A 20,473-nucleotide genomic window follows, 5' to 3' on the forward strand; every position below is an offset into this window, starting at 1 on the left:
GCATTCTCGCTCGGTGAACCGCACCGCGATCGCCCGCCAACTGCGCCAGCGCCAGACATTCGCCGAGAAGACGCTGTGGGCGTTGGTCCGCAACCGCCGTGTCGGTGGCTTCAAGTTTATTCGCCAAGCGGTCATCGACCGCTACATCGTCGACTTCGTCTGCCAATCCGCAAGGGTCATCATCGAGCTCGACGGACCTGTTCACGTGGGGCGCGAGGAGCACGACGCCGAGCGCGCCCGGATCCTAGAACTTTGTGGCTATCTCGTCCTGCGGTTCCGCAACGAGCGGATACTGGCTGATCCCGGCGGCACGGTGGACGAGATCCTTGAAGTGTTGCGCATGGGAAGGTCTTGACCACTCACCCTCCCATCCCGGCTTCGCCGGGACGGGCCCCTCCCTCTCTCGAAGAGAGAGGGTGTTGTTGGGCGCCCTCTCCCATGCCACCACTCCGCCATGCCCAAGCTTCCGTCCCTGCAACCCGATTCCGACCAGATGCTGCACCTGGACGCCCTGCGCATCGTCGGGGCGGTGATGATCGTGGTGTTCCACTTCAACCGCTTCATCAATCTGGACGGCCAGTGGCAGTGGGCGGACGATACGATCAAGACGTTCAGCCTGATCGTCGACCTGTTCTTCTTCATCTCAGGCTATGTCATGGCGGCGATCTATACCGGCCGCCTGACCAGCTTCGACAAGTACCGCGACTTCATCCAGAAGCGGGTTGCCAGGCTGGGGCCGCTGCACTGGGCGACCACGCTGGTGTTCATCGCCGTGGCCGCCGCCGGCGCGGCCGGCTGGATCCAGGACCGCGACCCGCGCCGCTACGATGCGGCCTGCATCGTGCCCAACATCATCTTCGTCCACGCCTGGGGCGTCTGCCACTCCCAGACCTGGAACTTCGCCAGCTGGGCGATCAGCGCCGAGATGGCGATGTATCTGGCCCTGCCGCTGATCTTCCTGCTGACCGCGCGCGGGCCCTGGGTGACCCTGGCCGTGGCGCTCGCCTCGATCGCCATCATGCTGCAGACCCCGCACGGCGACCGGCCGTTCCACCAATGGACCTGGGACTACGGCATGCTGCGGGCTGTGCCCGGCTTCCTGATCGGCATGGCCGCGTTCCAGCTGCGCGACAGGCTGGCGAAGATCCCGCGTCCGAACCTTCTGATGTGGCTGCTGCTAGGCGCCTACCTGATCATGTCATGGGCCGGGGTGGAGCGGACAATCCTCCTGTTCGTCGTGTACGCCGTCGGCCTCTTGGGCGTGGCGGCCGACGCCAAGGGCGTCCACGGCGGCGTCAGCCAGCGCCTGGCGCCGTGGGCGCAGCTGTCGTTCAGCCTCTACCTTCTGCACCCCATCGCCCTGAAGATGGGGCTGGCCTGGGTGGGCCTGGGGATGTGGAACCTGAACGGCGACCTGATGCGCCTGTGGGTGCTGTTCTGGGTCGTGGCCCTGTTCCCGATCGCCTATCTGTCGCTGGTGTTCTTCGAGCGCCCGGCCCGGGACTGGCTGGCGAAGGTGGGGAAGAAAAAGAGGCTCCCTCTCTCTTAGAGAGAGGGTTGGGGTGAGAGGCTACGAGGCCTGACGGCGTTCCGGCACGGCGGCCACCGGCGTAACCACTCAACCTCCCACCGCTGCTCGGCGGGCCCCGCCCTCTCTCAAAGAGAGAGGGATTTTGATACGCCCTCCACCCACGCCGGCAGCTCGCCAATATTGGCCAGCTCGACATAGCGCGGGTGCCCCTCCGGCGCCTCGGCGGCCTCGTGGGACCACACCAGCGGATACGGGATCAGCGCGCTCCAGCAGCCGGCCTCCAGAGCCGGCAGGATGTCGGACCGCATCGAGTTGCCGGCCATCACCGCCTGCTCCGCGCCCGTGCCGTAGCGGTCGAAGACCCGGCGATAGGTGTCGGCGTCCTTTTCCGACACGATCTCGACGGCGACGAAGTAGTCGCCCAGGCCCGACGAGGCGAGTTTCTGCTCCTGGTGCAGCAAATCGCCCTTGGTGATCAGGATCAGGCGATAGCGGTCCGACAGCGCGGCGAGCGCGTTCTCGACGCCCGGCAGCGGCTCGATCGGCTCGGTCAGCATCTCGCGGCCGACGGCCAGGATCTCGCGGATCACGCGGGTGTCGACCGCGCCGTCCGTAACCTCCAGCGCCGTCTCGATCATCGACAGGGTGAAGCCCTTGGCGCCGTAGCCATAGACCCGCAGGTTGCGCTTCTCGACAGCCAGCAGTTGGGCCTCGATCCTCTCGGGATCGCCGTGCTCGGACAGGAGCTCCAGGAAGCGGGCGTGGGACAGGCGGAACAGGCTCTCGCAGTGCCACAGGGTGTCGTCGGCGTCGACGCCGACGGTGGTGATCGTGCTCATGACGGCAGGCATAGCAGGGGTTCGCCAGACGGTCCTCGGGGAATTTGGCCGCCCGCGCGCCTTGGCGGTTGTGGTCTCACGCTGGGAGCGCCAAAGACTGGACAGGGAGCAAACAACCGCGCGCCATGACCGATCTTGTCACCAACCAGGCCTGGACGCTCATCGACAACGGGCGGGCCGCCGACGCCCTGCGCCTGACCACGGGTCCCGCCGCCCTGCCCCAGGCCTCGGCCAGTCTGCTGATGGCCCACGCCGCGGCGCTGAAGGCGCTGGGCCGGACCGACGAGGCCCTGGCGTTCAACCGCCGCGCGGTGACCCGCGCGCCCGGTGACCGCTTTTCCTGGTACAATCTGGCCGCCACCCTGGGGGATCTCGCGCTGGACGACGAGGCCGAGGCCGCGGCGCGCAAGACCATCGCCCTTGGCCTGGATGTCCCCGAGGTGCGGCTCGTCTTGGGCAAGGCGCTGCAAGGGCTGCACCGCTATGACGAGGCCGAGGCGACGTTCGCCCGCGCCCTGGCTACGCGGCCCAATGACGCCGCCGTCCATCTCAATCTGGCCCAACTGCGCTGGATGCGCTCGGGCCGGAGCGGGACGGCGCTGGCCCCGCTGGACGCGGCCATCGCCCGCCATCCGGCCGACGTCACCCTGCGGACGATCCGCAGCAACGTCCTGACCTTCGCCGGCGACCACGCCGGGGCCGACGCTGCGCTGGAGGACGCTCTGGCCCGCGCGCCGGGCGATCTGACGGCCCGCATCGCCGCAGCTCGCGCGGCCGGCGCGGTTGGCGACCGCGCGCGCATGCTGGCCCACGCCCACGAGGCCGTGCGCCTGGCGCCGGGCGCGCCGGAGAGCCAGACGGTCCTTTGCGAAGCCCTGTTGGCCGAGGGCCAGGCCGACGCCGCCGCCCAGGCGGCCGAGGCCCTGGTCGTCGCCGCGCCTGACGACCAGTACGCCCTGGTGCTGCGCAACACGGCCTGGCGGCTCACCGGCGACGCGCGCGGCGACCTGTTCCGCGACTACGCCGCGCTGGTGCGGACCGACAAGCTGGACACGCCGGAGGGGTGGGATAGCCTCGAGGCCTTCCTCGACGCCCTGCGCGATCGCATGTTGGACCTGCATGACCTGAAGACCCACCCGCTGAACCAGTCACTGCGGGGCGGCAGTCAGGTTCCGTCGCTGGACCGCTCGCGCGATCCGCTGGTGCAGGCCTTCTTCGCCTCGGCGCGCAAGGCGGTGGCCCGTTATGTGGAGACGCTGGGCGCGGGCGAAGATCCGATCCGTCGACGGCGTGCGCCGGATTTCGCCTTCGCGGGCGGCTGGTCGGTGCGACTGAGGTCCGAGGGCTTCCACGCCGACCACGTGCATCCGCGCGGCTGGATCTCGTCGGCCTTCTATCTGGATCTGCCGGGCCGCTTCGACGACGAGACGACCCGCGCCGGCTGGCTGCGCTTTGGCCGTCCAGGGTGCCTGACGCAGCCGGCGCTCGAGGCAGAGCACTTCATCAGGCCCGAACGCGGGGCCCTGGCCTTGTTCCCCTCGTGCCTGTGGCACGGCACCCAGCCCTTCACTGACGCTGACCACCGACTGACGATCGCCTTCGACGTCGTTCCGCGCTGACGGGGCGGTAAGCCGCCCTCGCCCTTCGACAGGCTCAGGGTGAGGACGACTGTTGGCCTCGGTTCGCACAAAATCCTCATCCTGAGCTTGTCGAAGGACGAGGATTTCCATGCCGATACGCGCCCGAGCTCGGCCCAAAGACGCCCAAAAGAAAACCCGCCTCAATCGCTTGAGGCGGGCCTTCGAAACCGGGTGTCCCCGCCGCCGAGACGGCGGGGATTAGCCTATTAGTAGCGCAGGCGGGCGTTCAGGAAGAACACGCGGCCCAGCACGTCGAACGCGGCGGGGTAACCGCTGTTCGACGGCGAGGCGTTGCCGCCGAGGATCGGATAGGCTTCCTGGGTCAGGTTACGCACGCCGCCCGTGAAGGCGAGGTTGTCGTTGACGTTCCAGTCGGCCGACAGATCGAAGTAGTTCTTGGCGCCGATACGCTCGACGGTGAACCGGCTGGCCGGGTTGTCGTCGTTCATGTCGTCCAGGTGGCTCCAAACAACGTTCACGCCGAACTGGTTCATGGTCCAGTTCAGGGTCGAACGCAGCTTGTGACGCGGCAGCGGGTTCACGCCGTTGCCGAAGCAACGCGAACCGAACTTGTCGGCGCACTTGATCGGCGCCGAGATGTCGTCCGGCGTGATCGTGAACTCCCAAGTGTTGGTGTACAGCGAGCGGATCGCCAGCGAACCCCAATCCGGCAGACCCAGGTTTTCCAGGGTGGTGCGGTAGGAGACGCCGATGTCGATGCCCGAGGTCGCCCACTTCGCGACGTTTTGGTTCGTCAGCGAGATGTAGTCGATCGAGCCGTTGGCCAGACGGTTGATGGCCTGGCAGTACGGCGAAGCCGGATTACCGTTCACGACCGTACCGTAGCAGACGTTCATCACGTTGGCGGCGCTCCCGCCGAACGAGGCGATGGCGTCGGTCACTTCGATGTCGAAGTAGTCGGCGGTCACCGAGAAGCCCGGCAGCCACGACGGCGTGTAGGCGAAACCGGCCGTGAAGGTCTTGCCTTCTTCCGGACGGAGGTTCGGGTTGCCGCCCGAGAGGGTCTGGGTCTGCTGGGTCGCGTTAATCACGCCCACCAGGTTCGCCGCCACGCCCGAGTTGATGCAGGCCTGACGAATGGCGGCGGTCGGAGCGCCACGCGCCGAGCAGGGGTCCGTGGCCGTCGGGAAGCCGTTGCCTTGCGGCGAGAACAGTTCCCCCACCGACGGAGCGCGGATCGCCTTGTTGTACGAGGCGCGGACCATCAGATCGTCATAGACCTTCCACGAACCGGCGACCTTGTAGGTCTGCACGGCCTTCGACTGACCGGTATAGTCCGAGGTACGGCCGGCCAGTTCCAGGTCCAGCGACTTGACCAGCGGCAGATCCTTCAACAGCGGGACCAGCACTTCGGCGTAGCCTTCGTACACGTCGAAGCGACCATTGACCGGCGGGCTGGCGTTGAAGCCCGTCAGGTTGCCAACGGCCAGGTCCTGGCTGGGATTGAAGGCGAACTCTTCGGCGCGATACTCGAAGCCGACGGCGAAGCCGATCGGGCCGGCGGGCAGCGAGAACTGGTTCTCGGTGTCACCGTTGATCGTGAAACCGCCGTACTGCTGCTCATAGTCTTGCGACGAGTTGATGCGCGTACGAATAAAGTTCGCGGCGGCGGCCGAGATGTTTCCTTGGCCGAATAGGTTGATCGGGACGCAACCGTTCGACGGGTCGGCGCAGGCAGTGCCAGTCGAGTTCAGCAGCAGGCCCTGCTGGATGCGGGCTAGGCTGGTGTCGCCCAGCAGCGAGTTGCTGCCATGGGTGTTGCCATACTGGTAGTAGATGTCGAAGCCACCGTTGATGAACTCCAGGTCGCCCTTCAGACCGAGTTGCATCTGGAAGCCGCTGAAGTTGAACTTCGAAACGCGCGGCCCCACTTCGGACAGACGGCGGTTGAACACGCCCGACACGGTGTCGAACAGGCCATCGCCGTCGGTGTCCACGTCGGTGAAGGTGCCGGCCGTCCAGGGGCTCGAGGCCGGGATAGTGTAGGCCGTGGTCGAACCCAGGCTGTTCAGAGCGGTCTTGGCGGCCGCCGTCAGGAACGGGTTATTGTCCAGCGTGAAGCGGAAGATGCGGTTGCCGGCCGGGGTCGGCGCCAGCTGGGTGGTGATCTGGCTGTTGACGAAGTTGCCCTTGGCATAGGCGGTGATGCCCGGCTTCACTTCATACGATGCAAGGGTCGTGACCGAGAAGCGCTCTTGCGGGGTCTGAACGTAGTTGACCGGGGCAAAGTTGTAGGTGTCGTCCGGCGACACGTAGAGACGGACGTTGCCGTCCGGCAGGAACAGGGCGCGGTTGGCGGCGTTGTTGGCGACGCCCGGCAGCGTGATGAAGCGACCCGTGGCGAAGGCGCCAACTTGTCCCGGCTCGTTGGCGTCAGCGCCCGACGGCACGAAGCCGGTGCGCGTGGCGTTATCGCCCCAGGCGCGGCTGAGCATGCCGCCGCGCTGACCTTGGGTCAGAGCTTCGCGCTTGTTGTAGCCCAGGCTCAGAACGACGTTGCCCTTACGATCGGCGAAGTTGGCGCCCATCGTCAGGTCGGCCGAGTAGATCGGCGCTTCGCCCTTGTCGGTTTCCGAGTAGCCGGCCGAGAGCTCCAGGCCCTCGAAGTCGTTCTTCAGGATGAAGTTCACAACGCCCGAGATAGCGTCCGAACCGTAAACGGCCGAGCCGCCGCCCGACACGACGTCAATGCGCTTGATCAGGGCCGGCGGGATCAGGTTCAGGTCGACCGTGCCCGTCGACGTGGTCGGGGTCTGGCGCTTGCCATCCACCAGGACCAGGGTGCGGGCGGTGCCCAGGCCGCGCAGGTTCACCGTGGCGGTGCCGTTGTTGCCGTTGTTGACGGTCGAGGTGATGCCCGGAACAGCCTGCGGCAGGGTGTTCAGCAGGTTTTCGGTGTTCACCACGCCCGACTGCTTCAGTTCCTTGTCGCCGACTTGGGCGATCGGGCTCGAAGAGGTCAGGTCGGCGCGCGCGATGCGCGAACCGGTGACGACGATTTCTTCGACCTGGGCCGGCTCTTCAGCCTGCTGCGCCCAAGCCGCGGCGGCCGGCAGCATCACGCCGCACAGGATGGAAGAGGCCAACAGGCTCTTTCGACGGCTAACAAAACCCAACAAATTCCACCTCCAAAAACTTGGCGTCGCCTCGCCCGGACGAGACAGACGCTCCCCCCCGGTTCTTAACGAACAGGGCATTGGGCGCAGGAAGGCTGTACTCCTGGGCATGGGTCAATCGCGGGTCGCTTCGTTCGCGCAATAAATCGTCGCCAGTGTCTCAAATGCGACACACTCCCATCTAGGCGGGCGCTAAGCCGATGAAAGATCGAATTAAAAAGTTCGAGCGCGATCAACGCTATCGACACAAACATGAAATATTACAAAATAGTTATTCAGTAGGCAGTGAGCTTTCAGACCCGCCTTGCTTAGCGAAAGCGGATGAGTTTCGCTAAATACGCCGTTTAGAAACTCTATTTCCCGTCATTGAAATGACAAACTCTTCCTGATGAACATCGATCAACGATCATCGGTAGCGCTACCCGTCATCAATGCCTGTGATCTTCACTGAAGATGCGTTGCACGGCCTGCGAAAAGCCGCGTGTCGGGCCTGCGGATACGATCGGGCGGTTGCGCCAGGCAAAGAAGCAACGCTTGAATAGACAATCGGCAGCCCGTTGCCGCTTCGCCGCCGCCTGTCCGAGTTCGCATGCCTCAGCACCCGCCCCTCAGAATCAACGCCGACCTGCCGGTCGAGACCTTCGCCGAGCGGTTCGCGCGAGACGGCTACGTGCAGATCCCTGTCTTCCTGGCGCCGCAGGACGCCGAAGCGGTCGCCGCCCTGCTGGACCCGCTGACCTGGAACATCGTCGCGCCCGACGAGGCCTCGGAAACCCTGGTGATCACGCCCGAGGTCATCAAGAAGTTCGGCGAGGCCCAGGTGCGCCAGTTCCTGCAAGGCGCGCTGAAGCGCGCCGCCAAGGGGTTTTCGTTCGTCCACATGTCCTACGCGCTGCAGGACGAGTATCTGCGCGCGCCGCAAACCCCCGTGCACCGGGCGACCGAGTTCCTGGAAGGCCGCGCGTTTCTCGATTTCGGCGGCCAGGTGATCGGCGCGCCTGAGGTGACGGGCGTGCGGGTCCAGGCCTCGTACTATCGCCCCGGCGACTTTCTCACGGTGCACGACGACAGCCATCGCAAGGACCACCGCCTTGCGGCCTTCACCCTAGGCTTCACCCGGCGCTGGCGTCCGGACTGGGGCGGCCAACTGCTGTTCCATGACGCCGACGGCAATGTGACGCGCGGCCTCGCGCCGGGCTTCAATGTGCTGACCCTGTTCAAGGTGCCCACGCCCCACTCGGTGGCCCAGGTCGCCAGCTACGCCGAAGCCAAGCGCCTGTCCCTGACCGGCTGGCTGCTGGGCGATAAGGACCCCGCCTGATGAGACCCTCCGCCATGCTCGCCCCCGCCCTCGCCGCCGCGCTGGCGCTAGCCGCCGCAGCAGCCCAAGCCCAGACCGCCCCCGAACCCGACGTCATCAAGGCGTTGAAGGCCTGCAGCGCGATCAAGACCGACGGCGAGCGCCTGGCCTGCTATGACAAGGCCGCCCAGTCGGTGACCAGGGCCCAGGAGACCGGCGAGGTCATCATCATCGACAAGCAGACGGCCCGCGCGGCCCGCCGCCAGGCGTTCGGCCTGGAGCTGCCGACCCTGTCGATCCTGGATCGCGGGGCCGACAAGGCCGAGACCGAAAAGCTGCAAGCCGTCGTCAAGACCGCGCGCGCCGACGCCGAAGGGCGCCTCGTCGTGACGCTGGAGGACGGCGCGGTCTGGCGCCAGATCGACGGTGACGTCCTGGGCAAGCCGCCCAAGGCGGGAACCACCGTCGAGATCCGCAAGGCCGCGATGGGCAGCTACATGATGAAGGTCGGCGCCCAGCCGGCCATCCGGGTGCGCCGCAGCGAGGCCGGCCCGGCGCGCTGAGGCCGCGCCCGTCGCGGGTTCGGCGCCCGACGAATAAGCGCCAGGCGCCGCTGCTTTGGTCTATCGGATGTTGACGGCGCCGCCGACGAAGTCCTCGCCCGGAGTTTATCCTCGGTCCGACCTTCGGTCGGCTCTGGGGGACAAGCTCAGGGCGGGGACGACTGTTGGCATGGGTTCGCGAGAAATCCTCATCCTGAGCGTGTCGAAGCACGAGGATTTCCAGCTGGACGCGCGCCGGAACCTTGACCACGAACCCTTTTTCTCCGGCTAAGGCACGTTTGCGGCCGTATCACCATCGAAATGCTACAGGCGTGCAAACAGAGCGCGCCGAAACATTACATTTGAGAAATATTTGACCTCGGACGCCGGTCTGCGTCAGAACTTCGCTCGCGTGAGATTCCGGCCGATCCGGAACGGGCGACACCGTGCCCCGGATCGTGGGCCACTGGGGAGGAGAGACCTTGGATAGACGACAGTTCCTCGCGGCCTGCGGCATCGGCGCCGGGGGCGTGCTGCTGCCGGGCTTCGGCCAGGCCATCGCCGCCGAACAGCTGATCGAGACCATGGACGTGGCGGTCAAGAAGCGGCTCGCCGACGCGGCCCTCACCGCGGCCAAGGCCGCCGGGGCCACCTATTGCGACGTCCGCGTAGGCCGCTATCTGCGCCAGTTCATCCAGACGCGCGAAGCCAACGTCCAGGGCGTTACCAACACAGAGTCCAGCGGCGTGGGCGTGCGCGTCATCGCCGGCGGGGCCTGGGGCTTCGCCGCCACCAACAACATGTCGCCAGAGTCGGTGGCCCAGACGGCCCGCCTGGCCGTCGCCATCGCCAAGGCCAACGCCAAGAACCAGACCGCTCCGGTCCAACTGGCCCCGACCAAGGGCGTCGGCGAGGTCAAGTGGGCCACGCCCATCCGTCGCAACGGCATGGAAGTGTCGCTGCAGGAGAAGGTCGACCTTCTGATGCGGGTCAACGGCGCGGCTCTCAAGGCCGGCGCCAACTTCGTCAATTCCAGCCTGTTCCTGATCAACGAGCAGAAGTACTTCGCCAGCAGCGACGGCTCCTACATCGATCAGGACATCCACCGCGTCTGGGCGCCGTTCACGGTCACCGCGATCGACAAGGCCACCGGCAAGTTCCGTTCGCGCGAGGGCCTCTCGGCCCCGATGGGCATGGGCTATGAGTATCTGGACCCCAAGGCCGAGGATAAGGTCCTCTCGCCCAACGGCATCATCAGCTACAACAAGTCCTACGACATGGTCGAGGACGCCCAGGCCGCCGCCGTCCAGGCGCGCGAGAAGCTGACCGCCAAGTCGGTGAAGCCGGGCCGCTATGACCTGGTGCTCGACCCCAACCACCTGGGCCTGACCATCCACGAATCGATCGGCCACCCGCTCGAGCTCGACCGCGTGCTGGGCTATGAGGCCAACTACGCCGGCACCAGCTTCGCCACGCTGGACAAGCGCCGTGACCGCTTCCAGTACGGCAACGAGATCGTCAACGTCGTCGCCGACAAGGTCCAGCCGGGCAGCCTCGGCGCCGTCGGCTATGACGACGAAGGCATCAAGACCAAGAGCTGGCCGCTGATCCAGAACGGCAAGCTGGTCGACTACCAGGCCACCCGCGACCAGGCCCACATCCTGGGCAAGACCGAGAGCGACGGCTGCTCTTACGCCGACTCCTGGTCGACCGTGCAGTTCCAGCGCATGCCCAACGTCTCGCTGGAGCCGGGCAAGAAGCCGCTCAGCCTGGCCGACATGATCGGCAACGTCGAGAACGGCATCTACATCCTGGGCCGCGGCTCTTTCTCGATCGACCAGCAGCGCTACAACGCCCAGTTCGGCGGCACGCTGTTCTACGAGATCAAGGACGGCAAGATCACCCAGCCGCTGGAGGACGTCGCCTACCAGATGCGCACGCCGGAGTTCTGGAACGCCTGCTCGGCGATCTGCGACGAGCGGGACTACCGCCTGTTCGGCTCGTTCTTCGACGGCAAGGGCCAGCCCAGTCAGGTTTCGGCCGTCAGCCACGGTTCGTCGACCACCCGGTTCGACGGCATCAACGTCATCAATACCGCGCGCTCGCTCGGTTAAGCGGATCGAGGGAGACACATCATGGGTATCATGACGGAAGCCGAGGCCAAGACGATCCTCGACAAGGTCCTCAAGCTCTCGACGGCGGACGAATGCACCGCTCAGCTGACGGGCTCGATCGAAGGCAACATCCGCTTCGCGCTGAACAACGTCTCGACCAGCGGCGTGGTCAGCGACACCAGTCTGGGCGTCTCGGTGGCCTTCGGCCGTCGCGTCGGCACGTCGTCGACCAACGACTTCTCGGACGCGTCCCTGGCCCGCGCGGTCAAGCGCGCCGAGGAGCTGGCGCGCCTCGCGCCGGAAAACCCCGAGTTCGTGCCGGCGGTCGAAAAGCAGGTCTACAAGCCCAGCTCGACCTTCAGCGCGGCCACCGCGGCGATCACGCCCGAGCAGCGCGCCGACATCGCCATGGCGTCGATCGCGCCCTGCCGGTCCAAGAACCTGATCGCGGCCGGGTTCCTGAACGACGAGCAGAGCTTCGTGGCCTTCGCCAACAGCAAGGGCGCGTTCGGTTATCAGCGCTCGACCGAGATGGACTACACCTGCACCGTCCGCACCGCCGACGGGAAGGGCTCGGGCTGGGTCGCGCGCAACCTGCAGGACTCCACGCCCTTCAAGCCGGCCAGCGACATCGAGATCGCCATGCGCAAGGCCAGCGCCTCCGCCGAGGCCCAGGCCCTGGAGCCGGGCAAGTACACGGTGATTCTCGAGCCGGCCGCCGCCTCGGGCCTGATCTCGTTCATGTTCAACTTCTTCGACGCCCGCGCGGCGGACGAAGGCCGCAGCTTCCTGTCCAAGAAGGGCGGCGGCAACAAGCTGGGCGAGCAGGTCTATGACCCGCGCGTAAGCTTCATCTCCGACCCGTGGCATCCGGACCTCGCCGTCCTGCCGTGGGACGGCTCGGGCCGCGCCCGCGAGAAGATGGCCATGGTCGAGAACGGCAAGATCGCCAACCTGATGTACTCGCCCTACTGGGCGCAGAAGCAGGGCAAGCCGGTCGTCGGCCGTCCGGGCAACATCATCATGTCGGGCGGCACCAAGTCGACCGCCGACCTGGTGCGCGAGACCGAGCGCGGCATCCTGGTGACTCGCACCTGGTACATCCGGATGGTCGATCCGCAGACCGTGCTGCTGACCGGCCTGACCCGCGACGGCACTTTCTATATCGAGAACGGCCAGCTGAAGTATCCGATCAAGAACTTCCGCTTCAACGAGTCGCCGGTGATCATGCTGAACAACATCGATGACCTGGGCCGTCCGGTCCGCGTCAGCGAAGGCGGCGGCATGAAGTACATGATCCCGCCGATGCGCGTGCGCGACTTCACCTTCACCTCGCTGTCGGACGCCGTCTGACACACACCTATGGCCAGCAGTCGCGTAACCCGTTCGGAGTGTCTGCGTCTGCTGGCGGGCGGTGCGATGGGAGGTTGGCTGGCCAGCCTCCCATCAGCCACCCAGGCGGCTCTCAAGGCCGCTCCGGCCTATGATTTCTGGTTCACGCGCCTGCGCTATGACAGCGGCGACTGGGACGTCGACCAGCGCATGCCGGCCAACATCCTGACCTCGCTGGTCGACTACACCACCCTGCGGGTCGATCCCGAAGAGCGCGTCGTGCGGCTCTCGGATCCGGCCATGCTGACCGCCCCGTTCTGCTACCTGGCGGGCCACAAGCTGGTCGAGTTCAGCCCCGCCGAGGCCGAGAACTTCAAGACCTATGTCCGCAACGGCGGCTTCGTCTTCGTCGACGACTGCAACCACGACATCGACGGCCTGTTCGCCAAGTCGTTCGAGCGCCAGATGGCCAAGCTGTTCGGGGCCGAGGCCCTGAAGACGCTGCCCAATGACCACCTGATCTACCGCAACTTCTTCAAGTTCGACGGCCCGCCCGCCACCAGCTTCGAGCTGAACGGCTGGGGCGATGATCTCGTCCACGACTATCTGAAGGGCATCGAGATCGGCGGGCGCCTCGGGGTGCTCTACAGCAACAAGGATTACGGCTGCGAGTGGGATTACGACTGGCGCAACAAGCGCTTCCTGGCCGATGACAACACCAAGTTCGCGGTCAACATCGTGCTCTACGCCCTCACCGCCTGATCGCCTCTTTCTCTGTTCGGATTGCTTATGACCAAGACCCCCACCGAAGCCGAGATCGCGGGCAAGCTTCAGCGTCTGTCGCAGCTGCGCGCCGCCATCGGCCAGGCCATCGTCGGCCAGGACGAGGTGGTCGAGCAGCTGCTGATCGGCCTGCTGGCCGGCGGCCACTGCCTGATCGAGGGCGTGCCGGGCCTGGGCAAGACCCTGCTGGTCCGCACCCTGGGCCAGGCCCTGTCGCTGGACTTCCGCCGCGTGCAGTTCACGCCCGACCTGATGCCCAGCGACATCCTGGGCACCGAGGTGCTGGAGGAAGACCACGGCACGGGCCATCGCCACTTCCGCTTCCAGCAGGGGCCGGTCTTCACCAACCTGTTCCTGGCCGACGAGCTGAACCGCACCCCGCCCAAGACCCAGGCCGCTCTGCTCGAAGCCATGCAGGAGCATCAGGTCAGCTATGCGGGCGTCACTCATGCCCTGGCCGAGCCGTTCTTTGTGCTGGCCACCCAGAACCCGCTGGAACAGGCCGGGACCTATCCCCTGCCCGAGGCGCAGCTGGACCGCTTCCTGCTGAACATCCGCGTGGGCTATCCCACCGCCGAGGAGGAGCGGGCGATCCTCGCTTTGACCACCGGCGGCACGATTGAGGCCCCCAAAGCGGTGATGACCGGCGCCGACATCGTCGAGCTGCAAAAGTGGGTCCGCCAGGCCCATGTCAGCGACGGCCTGCTGACCTGGATCACCCGCCTGATCCGCGCCACCCGTCCCGGCCCCGACGCGCCGAGCGCCATCCAGGACTATGTCCGCTGGGGCGCTGGTCCGCGGGCCGGCCAGGCCCTGGTGCTGGCCGCCAAGGCCCGCGCCCTGCTGCACGGACGCCTGGCCGCCACCCGCGAGGACGTCGTGGCCCTGGCCGCGCCGGTGCTGCGCCACCGCATCCTGCTGTCCTTCGCCGCCGAGGCCGAGCGCAAGACGACCGACGACGTGGTCGCCGCCCTGCTGGCCGCCCTGCCCGCCCCCGCCCGCGACTGATCCAGCGCATGTCGCCGTTCGACCTGCCTCCGGACCTGCGCACCCGCCTGCGACGCCTGTCGCTGGCGCCGCGCGCGGCCGCCGTGCTGGTCGGCGACGGCGCCCACGCCAGCCGCAATCGCGGCGGGGCGATGGAGTTCGCCCAGTACCGCGCCTATGAGCGCGGCGATGACCTGCGGCGGATCGACTGGAAGCTCTATTCGCGGTCTGACAAGTTCTTCGTCCGCGACGCCGAGCGCGAAAGCCCGGTGGCGATCTGGATCGTGCTGGACGCCAGCGCCTCGATGGCCCAGGCCGATCTGGCGCGGCCCAGCTGGACGCGCTTCGACGCCGCCCGCCGCCTGACCGCCGCCCTCATCGAGATCGCCCTCTTGCAAGGCGACCGCTTCGGCCTCGTCGTCGCCCAGGACAAGGGCCCTCTGGTGCTGGCCCCATCGGGCGACAAGCGCCAGCGCGACCGCATCCGCCTGGAGATCAGCCCGCTGCAGCCCGGCGGCGCGCCGCACTGGGAGCGTGACCTCAAGACCCTGGGCGAGCGCATCGCGCCCGGCGATCTCGTCATCTTCATCACCGACGGCTTCGACGAGGCCTGCGTCGCCGCCGCCGAGCGCCTGGCCGCCTCGGGCCGCGACGTGTCGTTCGTTCAGCTCCTGACCGGCGACGAGCGCGACTTTCCGTTCGACAGCTCGCTGCGCTTCCGCGATCCGGAGAACAGGGCCGAGCTGGCGGGCGACGGCCGATCCCTGCGCGCCGACTTCCTCAAGCGCTTCGGCGAGGCCCGCGCGGCCCTGCGCGCGCGTCTGGAAAGTCGGAGCGTGCGCTTCGCCGAACACTTCGCCGACCAGGATCCGGACGGGCCGATCCAGGCCCTGGCCCGCGCGGCGGCGGTCCGATGATCCCCGCCCTGCTGCTGCCCGCCGCGCTCGCCGCCCTGCTGGCCGTCGCGGTGCCGCTGGCGATCCACATCGCCCGGCGCACCGAGACCCGAACCATCGACTTCGCCGCCCTGCGCTGGCTGAACCCGAACCCCAAGCCCGTGCAGCGCCTTCAGCTGGACGAGCGCCTGCTGCTGGGGGTGCGGATCGCGCTGATCGTGGCGATCGCCGTCGCCCTGGCCCGCCCGGTGCTGCGGCCGAGCGGCGACAGTGGTCCCGTGGTCGCCATCGCTCCGGGGATCGACGCCGCCCAGGTCGCCGATAACGGCCAGCGCCGCGTCTGGCTGGCGCCCGACTTTCCCGGCGCCGACCGCGCCGCACCGCCCGCCACCGCCGACCTCGCCAGCCTGATCCGCCAGCTCGACGCCGAGCTCCCGGCCGGAACCCCGCTGACCCTGGTCGTGCCCCCGGCCTTCGACGCCGACGGCGGGCGGCTCGTGCTGTCGCGCAAGGTCACCTGGAAGGTCGCCCCTGCCGCCGCCACGCCCAGCGCCAAGCCTGAGCGAACGCCGCCGCCCCTGGCGGTTCGCTACGCCGCCGAGCGGGCCGAGGCGGTCCAGTATTTCCGTGCGTCGGCGGGCGCCTATGCTGCCCCAGACCAAGCGCCCGCCTTCGACGCCGCGCCCGTCGACCAGCCCCTGCCCGCCCAAGCCAAGACCCTGATCTGGCTGTCGGGCGCGCCGCTGTCGGACACCGCGCTGTCCTGGATCGAGCGCGGCGGCGTCGTGCTGCTGGCCCATGACGCGCCCTCGCCCGTCGAGGGGACCAAGTCCGTGGTCTGGCGCGACGCGGCGGCGGAGCCGCTGGCGGTCGAGGGCCGCTATGGCCAGGGCCGCGTCCTGCAACTGACCCGCCCGCTGGCCCCCAAGAGCCTGCCGGCCCTGGTCGAGCCCGACTTCCCCGACCGTCTTTGGGCCCTGCTGGACCCGTCGGCCGCGCCGGCCCGCGTCGCCGCCCAGGACTATGCGCCGGCGCTTGGCGAGGTGGGGCCGGCCTTGGCCTTCAATCCGCATCCGCTGGACCTGCGCCCGTGGCTGGCGGTGCTGATCGCGGTACTGTTCGCCGGTGAGCGCTGGCTGGCCACGCGTCGGAAACGGCCGGTGATGGCATGATCGCCGCCCTGGCCCATCTGCCCCGCGCCGCCCGGCTGCGCGTGGTGCTCGACACCATCGCGGTCGGCGCGCCCGCCGTGCTGGCCGGCGGCGTCGCGGCCTGGCGGCTGGCCGGACCGTTGGGGACCCTCGCCGTCGGCGCGGCGGGTCTGGGGGTCCTCGCCTGGACCGGCTGGCGGCGCACGCGGCGCTTCGACCGCGCCTGGCTGACCGCCGCCCTCGACGCCCGGGCGCCGGGGCTGGAGGACAGCAGCGACCTCCTCTTCGCGCCGCCCGAAAGCCTGACGGGCCTGGCCGCCCTGCAGCAGGCCCGCCTTCGCGACCGGCTGAAAGAGGTCGCCGCCCTCGATCTGCGCCCCGCTTGGTCGAGCCGCGCCATCGCCGCCTCGGTCGGTCTCAGCGCGCTGGTCATCGCGGCCGCCGCCCTGTGGCCCGCGCCGGGCGAAGGCGGCCGAAGCCAAGGCGCCGCCGCCCCCGCGCCTCTGGCCGCCCCGCACCTGACCGGCGCGCGGCTGCGCATCACCCCGCCCGCCTATACCGGCCAGCGCCCCTTCGAGCAGAGCAGCCTCGACGTCCGCGCGCCCGCGGGATCGCAGGTCGCCTGGAGCCTGGGCTTCCTGCCGCAGCCCGACGCGGCGAGCCTCACCCTACCGGGCGAGGCCGCCCTGCCCCTGCGCCGCGACGGCGGCCGCTGGACCGGCGCGCGGACCTTCGAGCGCTCGGCGCTCTATCGGATCGAGGCGCCGGGCCTTGCCCGCCAGCGGCTGCACCGGCTGGAGATGATCCCTGACGCAGCCCCCGTGATGCGCGTCGTCACCCCGACCACCGCCCTCACCCTGCTGGAACCCGGCCAGACCCGCTGGACCCCGGTGTTCGAGGCGCGCGACGACTATGGCGTCGCTGCGACCGCCACCCTGAAGATCACCGTCACCAAGGGCGAAGGCGAGAACATCACCACCACCGAACGGACCCAGACGCTGACCGGCCAGGGCGACGCGCGGCTCAAGCGCTTTTCGGTGTCGCTGGACCTGGCCCGCGAAGGCCTGACGCGCGGCGGCGACCTGATCGTCCAGCTGACCGTCCGCGACAACCGCCAGCCCGCCGCCCAGACGGTCGAGGGGCCCAGCGTCATCCTGCGCTGGCCCAACGCCCCGCCGCCGGTCGACGGCCTGGAGGGCATGGCCCGCAAGATCCTGCCGGTCTATTTCCGCAGCCAGCGCCAGATCATCATCGACGCCGAGGCCTTGCTGGCCCGCAAGGCCAGGATCTCGGCCGACACGTTCATGGACAGCGCCAACGGCCTTGGCGAGGACCAGGCCCAGCTGCGGCTGCGCTATGGCCAGTTCATGGGCGAGGAGGCCGAGGGCGGCGGCGGCGGGGTGGGTCTGGCCCTGCCCACCAGCGACGCCCCGGCGCTGGACCTGCCGACCAATGACGGTCCAGCCGCCCCGGAGCCCAAGGCCGAGGCGCATGACGACCATGACCATGGCCCGGGCGACGGCCACGACCATGGCGCAGAGAGCGACGGCTCCCCGCTGGGCGATATGGACAAGCTGCTGGCCCAGTTCGGCCACGCCCACGACACGGGCGATGCGGCCACGTTGTTCTCTCCGAGCGCCCGCGCCACCCTGGCCCAGGCCCTGGACGCCATGTGGGCCTCGGAGCGCGCCCTCCGGCAGGGCGAGGTGAAGGCGGCCCTGCCGCACGCCAACCGGGCGCTCGTCCTGCTGAAGACCGCCCAGCAGGCGACGCGGATCTATCTGGCCCGCACCCCGCCCAAGCTGCCGCCGATCGACCTGTCGCGGCGAATGAGCGGCAAGCGCGACGGCATTGTCGCCGGGCGTCTGGCGCCGCTGGTCCGCGATCCGGCCGACAGTCCCGCTGTCGAGGCCTGGCGGGCCCTCGGCCAAACGGGTGCCGCCGCCCCGCCGAACCTGGACGCCCTAGCCCGCTGGGTCGGCGCCAATGCGGCCCGCCTACCCGACGCCCTGTCGCTGAGCGCCGCCATCGACACGGTCCGCAACGAGCCCCAATGCCAGGACTGCCGCCGCAAGCTGCGCAGCCTCTTGTGGACCGCGCTGGAGCGCCCGACGCCGGGCGTGCAGCGCCGCGCCCCGGTCGACCCGCGCGGCCGGCTTTATCTGGACGCCCTGCGATGACCGGCCTTTCGCTCCTGGCCCTGGTCATGATCGTCGGCGCGCTGGTCGCCAGCCTGACGCGCCTTGCCCTGCGCCGCCGCGCCGCCACAGCGGCCGAGCGGGGTCCCACCTGGCGCCTTGTCGCCTTGGCGGGGTTGCAGGTCACCGCCGGCGCCCTCCTGTGGCTGACCCTGTTCCCGCCGCAGGTGCTGACCGCGCCCGGTCGGCTGGTGGTGTTGACGCAGGGCGCGACCGCCCGCCTGCCCGCCTCGGGCGACGTCGTCGTGGCCCTGCCCGAAGCGGCCCGCGCGGCCGGCGCGATCCGGGTCCCGGACCTGGCGACCGCCCTGCGGCTCTATCCCGAGCCTGGCCGGCTGCGGATTGAGGGCCATGGCCTGTCGCCCCGCGACCGCATCCCGCTGGACCGCCCCGCGAGCTTCGCCCCGCCCGCGCCGCCCAAGGGGATCATCGCCCTGGCCCTGCCCGCCCCCGTCGCGCCGGGCGCCCGCTTCACCGTGGGCGGCGAGATCGGCGCGCTGAAGGCCGGCGTGGTCGAGCTGCTGGACCCGGCCGGAGCCGTGGTCGACAAGGCCGAGGTCAAGACCGGCGCGCGCTTTAGCCTGTCGGGCGCCACGCGCGCGGCGGGTCCGGTGCTGTTCGACCTGCGCCTGCGCGACGCCGCCGGCCGGCAGGTCGAGCATGTCGAGATCCCGGTCGAGGCCCGCGCGCCGGTCAGCCCGCGCGTGCTCGTCCTGGCAGGCGCGCCGAGCGCCGAGACCAAGTACCTTCGTCGCTGGGCCCAGGACGCCGGGATCGCCCTGAACCTTGAGGTCTCGCTGGGCGGCGGCGTGCAGCTGGGCGACGCGCCCGTGGCCCTGACCCGCGCGACGCTGGACGCGGTGGACCTGCTGGTCATCGACGACCGCCGCTGGGAGACCCTGGACCGCCAGGACCGCGCCGCCATCGACGGCGCCGTGCGCGGGGGCCTGGGCCTCGTCTTGCGGCCCAGCGGTCCGCTGTCCGACGCCGTGCGCCGCGACTGGGCGGGGCTTGGCCTGCCGACCGCCGAGACCGACGGCCTGCACGCGGTGCGGCTGAACGGCCCGAACTCGGACGTCAACCGGCATGACATCCTGCCGACCACCTCGAGAGGCGTCCCGCTGGCGGTGACCAAGGACGGCCAGCCGCTGGCCGCCTGGCGGGCGCGGGGCCAAGGTCGGGTGGCGCTGTGGACGCTCGCCGACAGCTACGCCCTGGTGCTGACCGGCCGCGCCGACCGCCATGGCGAGCTGTGGAGCGAACTGTTCTCGGCCGTGGCGCGTCCCGGCGAGGCGGCTGGCGTCCATGTCGAGGGTCTGGCGCGGGCGGGTCAGCGGGTCGCCCTGTGCGGGGCGAAAGCGGCGCTCAGCGTGATCGAACCCAATGGCGCGACGCGGCGGCCGCTGGTTGATCCGCGCGCCGCGCCGGGGGCGTGCGCGGGCTACTGGCCGGCGAGCCCGGGCTGGCGGACGATCGTTGAGGGTGATCGCCGGAGCGCGCTCTTCGTCCAGCCCGCCGACGCGGCCCCTTCGCTGGCGCAGGCGGACGCGCGGGCGGCGACGCTGGCGCTGGTCGAGACGGCAGCCTCAGGGCCTGCGCGCGAAGCGCGTCGGGCGCCCGGTTCGCCCTGGCCGTGGGCCGCAGCTCTGCTCGCTGTTCTGGGGGCGCTGTGGTGGCTGGAGCGGCGCTCTCCGCGCCGATAATCGTGACCTAGAGGGTCAGCACCACGAACATCACCGCACTGACCGGAATCGCCGCCGAAAGGGCCATGTGCAGAAGAGTCTCGCCGACCGAAAGGGCCGAACGAGCGGACGCGGAAACCTTGACCGTGGATGGGTTGACGGCGGTGGCCATGGACGATGCTCCTTGCACGGTGGAGCTTGCCCGCAAGGTGTTAACGAAGCTGAATCGGGAAGCCCTAACGGCTTGCGACAAGTTGTCCGCGAACCGCCGCTTGGCCCGCCCCAGCTCCCAAAAAATCGGCGCGTCCGAGGAGGACGCGCCGCGGGATCCCGCGCGACAC

Annotated in this window: 16 protein-coding genes and 2 pseudogenes; 14 read left to right on the forward strand and 4 right to left on the reverse strand. The window is 68.9% G+C overall.

The annotated features are described in order from the left end of the window. Positions 1-13: 13 nt before the first annotated feature. Together J2X45_RS07360 and J2X45_RS07365 are read left to right on the forward strand one after the other, a co-directional pair. Positions 14-355, forward strand: a complete 342-nt coding sequence (locus J2X45_RS07360; protein WP_310213187.1) for an endonuclease domain-containing protein — start codon at positions 14-16, stop codon at positions 353-355. Between the two features lie 99 nt (positions 356-454). After that, positions 455-1,549, forward strand: a complete 1,095-nt coding sequence (locus tag J2X45_RS07365) for an acyltransferase (protein ID WP_310213190.1) — start codon at positions 455-457, stop codon at positions 1,547-1,549. A 107-nt stretch (positions 1,550-1,656) separates the two neighbouring features. Here the strand turns inward: J2X45_RS07365 and J2X45_RS07370 are convergent, their stop codons facing one another. Continuing rightward, positions 1,657-2,370 (reverse strand): HAD family hydrolase, encoded by a 714-nt coding sequence (locus tag J2X45_RS07370; protein WP_310213192.1) that lies wholly within the window; start codon positions 2,368-2,370, stop codon positions 1,657-1,659. A gap of 125 nt (positions 2,371-2,495) precedes the next feature. Here J2X45_RS07370 and J2X45_RS07375 point away from each other — a divergent pair, with 125 nt between their 5' ends. Then, complete coding sequence (locus tag J2X45_RS07375) at positions 2,496-3,989, forward strand: putative 2OG-Fe(II) oxygenase (RefSeq protein ID WP_310213195.1); 1,494 nt, start codon at positions 2,496-2,498, stop codon at positions 3,987-3,989. Positions 3,990-3,998: 9 nt separating this feature from the next. On the opposite strand, the pseudogene J2X45_RS07380 reads toward J2X45_RS07375, so the two are convergent. Together J2X45_RS07380 and J2X45_RS07385 are read right to left on the reverse strand one after the other, a co-directional pair. After that, positions 3,999-4,100: pseudogene (locus J2X45_RS07380) on the reverse strand (hypothetical protein); the annotation flags it as partial. 116 nt (positions 4,101-4,216) lie between these two features. Further along, complete coding sequence (locus tag J2X45_RS07385) at positions 4,217-7,150, reverse strand: TonB-dependent receptor domain-containing protein (RefSeq protein ID WP_310213198.1); 2,934 nt, start codon at positions 7,148-7,150, stop codon at positions 4,217-4,219. Between the two features lie 586 nt (positions 7,151-7,736). Here J2X45_RS07385 and J2X45_RS07390 point away from each other — a divergent pair. The 11 genes and pseudogenes from J2X45_RS07390 to J2X45_RS07440 all read left to right on the forward strand — a co-directional run bounded on the left by J2X45_RS07390 (position 7,737) and on the right by J2X45_RS07440 (position 20,153). Then, positions 7,737-8,468, forward strand: coding sequence for a 2OG-Fe(II) oxygenase family protein (locus J2X45_RS07390; protein ID WP_310213202.1), 732 nt, complete (start codon positions 7,737-7,739; stop codon positions 8,466-8,468). Beyond that, positions 8,468-9,010: a hypothetical protein gene (locus tag J2X45_RS07395; protein ID WP_310213205.1), complete on the forward strand. Its 543-nt coding sequence runs from the start codon at positions 8,468-8,470 to the stop codon at positions 9,008-9,010. The genes J2X45_RS07390 and J2X45_RS07395 overlap by 1 nt, the downstream gene beginning before the upstream one ends. Positions 9,011-9,149: 139 nt before the next feature. Beyond that, positions 9,150-9,281, forward strand: a pseudogene (locus tag J2X45_RS20315) (hypothetical protein); the annotation flags it as partial. 190 nt (positions 9,282-9,471) lie between these two features. Then, on the forward strand, positions 9,472-11,103 hold the full coding sequence (locus J2X45_RS07405) for a TldD/PmbA family protein (protein WP_310213207.1): 1,632 nt from the start codon (positions 9,472-9,474) through the stop codon (positions 11,101-11,103). 21 nt (positions 11,104-11,124) lie between these two features. Further along, positions 11,125-12,456, forward strand: coding sequence for a TldD/PmbA family protein (locus J2X45_RS07410; protein WP_310213210.1), 1,332 nt, complete (start codon positions 11,125-11,127; stop codon positions 12,454-12,456). Positions 12,457-12,465: 9 nt separating this feature from the next. Beyond that, positions 12,466-13,197 carry a DUF4159 domain-containing protein gene (locus tag J2X45_RS07415; RefSeq protein WP_310213213.1) on the forward strand — a complete coding sequence of 244 codons (732 nt, stop codon included), beginning with the start codon at positions 12,466-12,468 and terminating at the stop codon, positions 13,195-13,197. Between the two features lie 21 nt (positions 13,198-13,218). Further along, entirely contained in the window at positions 13,219-14,226 is a 1,008-nt protein-coding gene (locus J2X45_RS07420) for a MoxR family ATPase (RefSeq protein ID WP_310213214.1), read from the forward strand. Positions 14,227-14,234: 8 nt separating this feature from the next. Further along, positions 14,235-15,122, forward strand: a complete 888-nt coding sequence (locus J2X45_RS07425; RefSeq protein WP_310213217.1) for a DUF58 domain-containing protein — start codon at positions 14,235-14,237, stop codon at positions 15,120-15,122. Further along, positions 15,119-16,273 carry a BatA domain-containing protein gene (locus J2X45_RS07430; RefSeq protein WP_310213220.1) on the forward strand — a complete coding sequence of 385 codons (1,155 nt, stop codon included), beginning with the start codon at positions 15,119-15,121 and terminating at the stop codon, positions 16,271-16,273. Before J2X45_RS07425 ends, J2X45_RS07430 begins: the two co-directional genes overlap by 4 nt. After that, positions 16,270-18,432, forward strand: a complete 2,163-nt coding sequence (locus J2X45_RS07435) for a DUF4175 family protein (RefSeq protein ID WP_310213222.1) — start codon at positions 16,270-16,272, stop codon at positions 18,430-18,432. The genes J2X45_RS07430 and J2X45_RS07435 overlap by 4 nt, the downstream gene beginning before the upstream one ends. After that, positions 18,429-20,153 (forward strand): hypothetical protein, encoded by a 1,725-nt coding sequence (locus J2X45_RS07440; RefSeq protein ID WP_310213224.1) that lies wholly within the window; start codon positions 18,429-18,431, stop codon positions 20,151-20,153. The genes J2X45_RS07435 and J2X45_RS07440 overlap by 4 nt, the downstream gene beginning before the upstream one ends. Before the next feature lie 7 nt (positions 20,154-20,160). On the opposite strand, the gene J2X45_RS07445 is transcribed toward J2X45_RS07440, so the two are convergent. Beyond that, on the reverse strand, positions 20,161-20,304 hold the full coding sequence (locus J2X45_RS07445; RefSeq protein WP_310213227.1) for a hypothetical protein: 144 nt from the start codon (positions 20,302-20,304) through the stop codon (positions 20,161-20,163). Positions 20,305-20,473: the final 169 nt, after the last annotated feature.

It is taken from the genome of Caulobacter sp. BE264 (genome assembly GCF_031457805.1).
GTDB lineage: Bacteria > Pseudomonadota > Alphaproteobacteria > Caulobacterales > Caulobacteraceae > Caulobacter.

What these genes read in the sequence shown, in the direction of transcription:
- J2X45_RS07365 (WP_310213190.1), top strand. Translation starts at nt 455, where the DNA reads ATGCCCAAGCTTCCGTCCCTGCAACCCGATTCCGACCAGATGCTGCAC.
- J2X45_RS07370 (WP_310213192.1), bottom strand. Translation starts at nt 2,370, where the DNA reads ATGAGCACGATCACCACCGTCGGCGTCGACGCCGACGACACCCTGTGG.
- J2X45_RS07375 (WP_310213195.1), top strand. Translation starts at nt 2,496, where the DNA reads ATGACCGATCTTGTCACCAACCAGGCCTGGACGCTCATCGACAACGGG.
- J2X45_RS07390 (WP_310213202.1), top strand. Translation starts at nt 7,737, where the DNA reads ATGCCTCAGCACCCGCCCCTCAGAATCAACGCCGACCTGCCGGTCGAG.
- J2X45_RS07395 (WP_310213205.1), top strand. Translation starts at nt 8,468, where the DNA reads ATGAGACCCTCCGCCATGCTCGCCCCCGCCCTCGCCGCCGCGCTGGCG.
- J2X45_RS07410 (WP_310213210.1), top strand. Translation starts at nt 11,125, where the DNA reads ATGGGTATCATGACGGAAGCCGAGGCCAAGACGATCCTCGACAAGGTC.
- J2X45_RS07415 (WP_310213213.1), top strand. Translation starts at nt 12,466, where the DNA reads ATGGCCAGCAGTCGCGTAACCCGTTCGGAGTGTCTGCGTCTGCTGGCG.
- J2X45_RS07425 (WP_310213217.1), top strand. Translation starts at nt 14,235, where the DNA reads ATGTCGCCGTTCGACCTGCCTCCGGACCTGCGCACCCGCCTGCGACGC.
- J2X45_RS07430 (WP_310213220.1), top strand. Translation starts at nt 15,119, where the DNA reads ATGATCCCCGCCCTGCTGCTGCCCGCCGCGCTCGCCGCCCTGCTGGCC.
- J2X45_RS07435 (WP_310213222.1), top strand. Translation starts at nt 16,270, where the DNA reads ATGATCGCCGCCCTGGCCCATCTGCCCCGCGCCGCCCGGCTGCGCGTG.
- J2X45_RS07440 (WP_310213224.1), top strand. Translation starts at nt 18,429, where the DNA reads ATGACCGGCCTTTCGCTCCTGGCCCTGGTCATGATCGTCGGCGCGCTG.
- J2X45_RS07445 (WP_310213227.1), bottom strand. Translation starts at nt 20,304, where the DNA reads ATGGCCACCGCCGTCAACCCATCCACGGTCAAGGTTTCCGCGTCCGCT.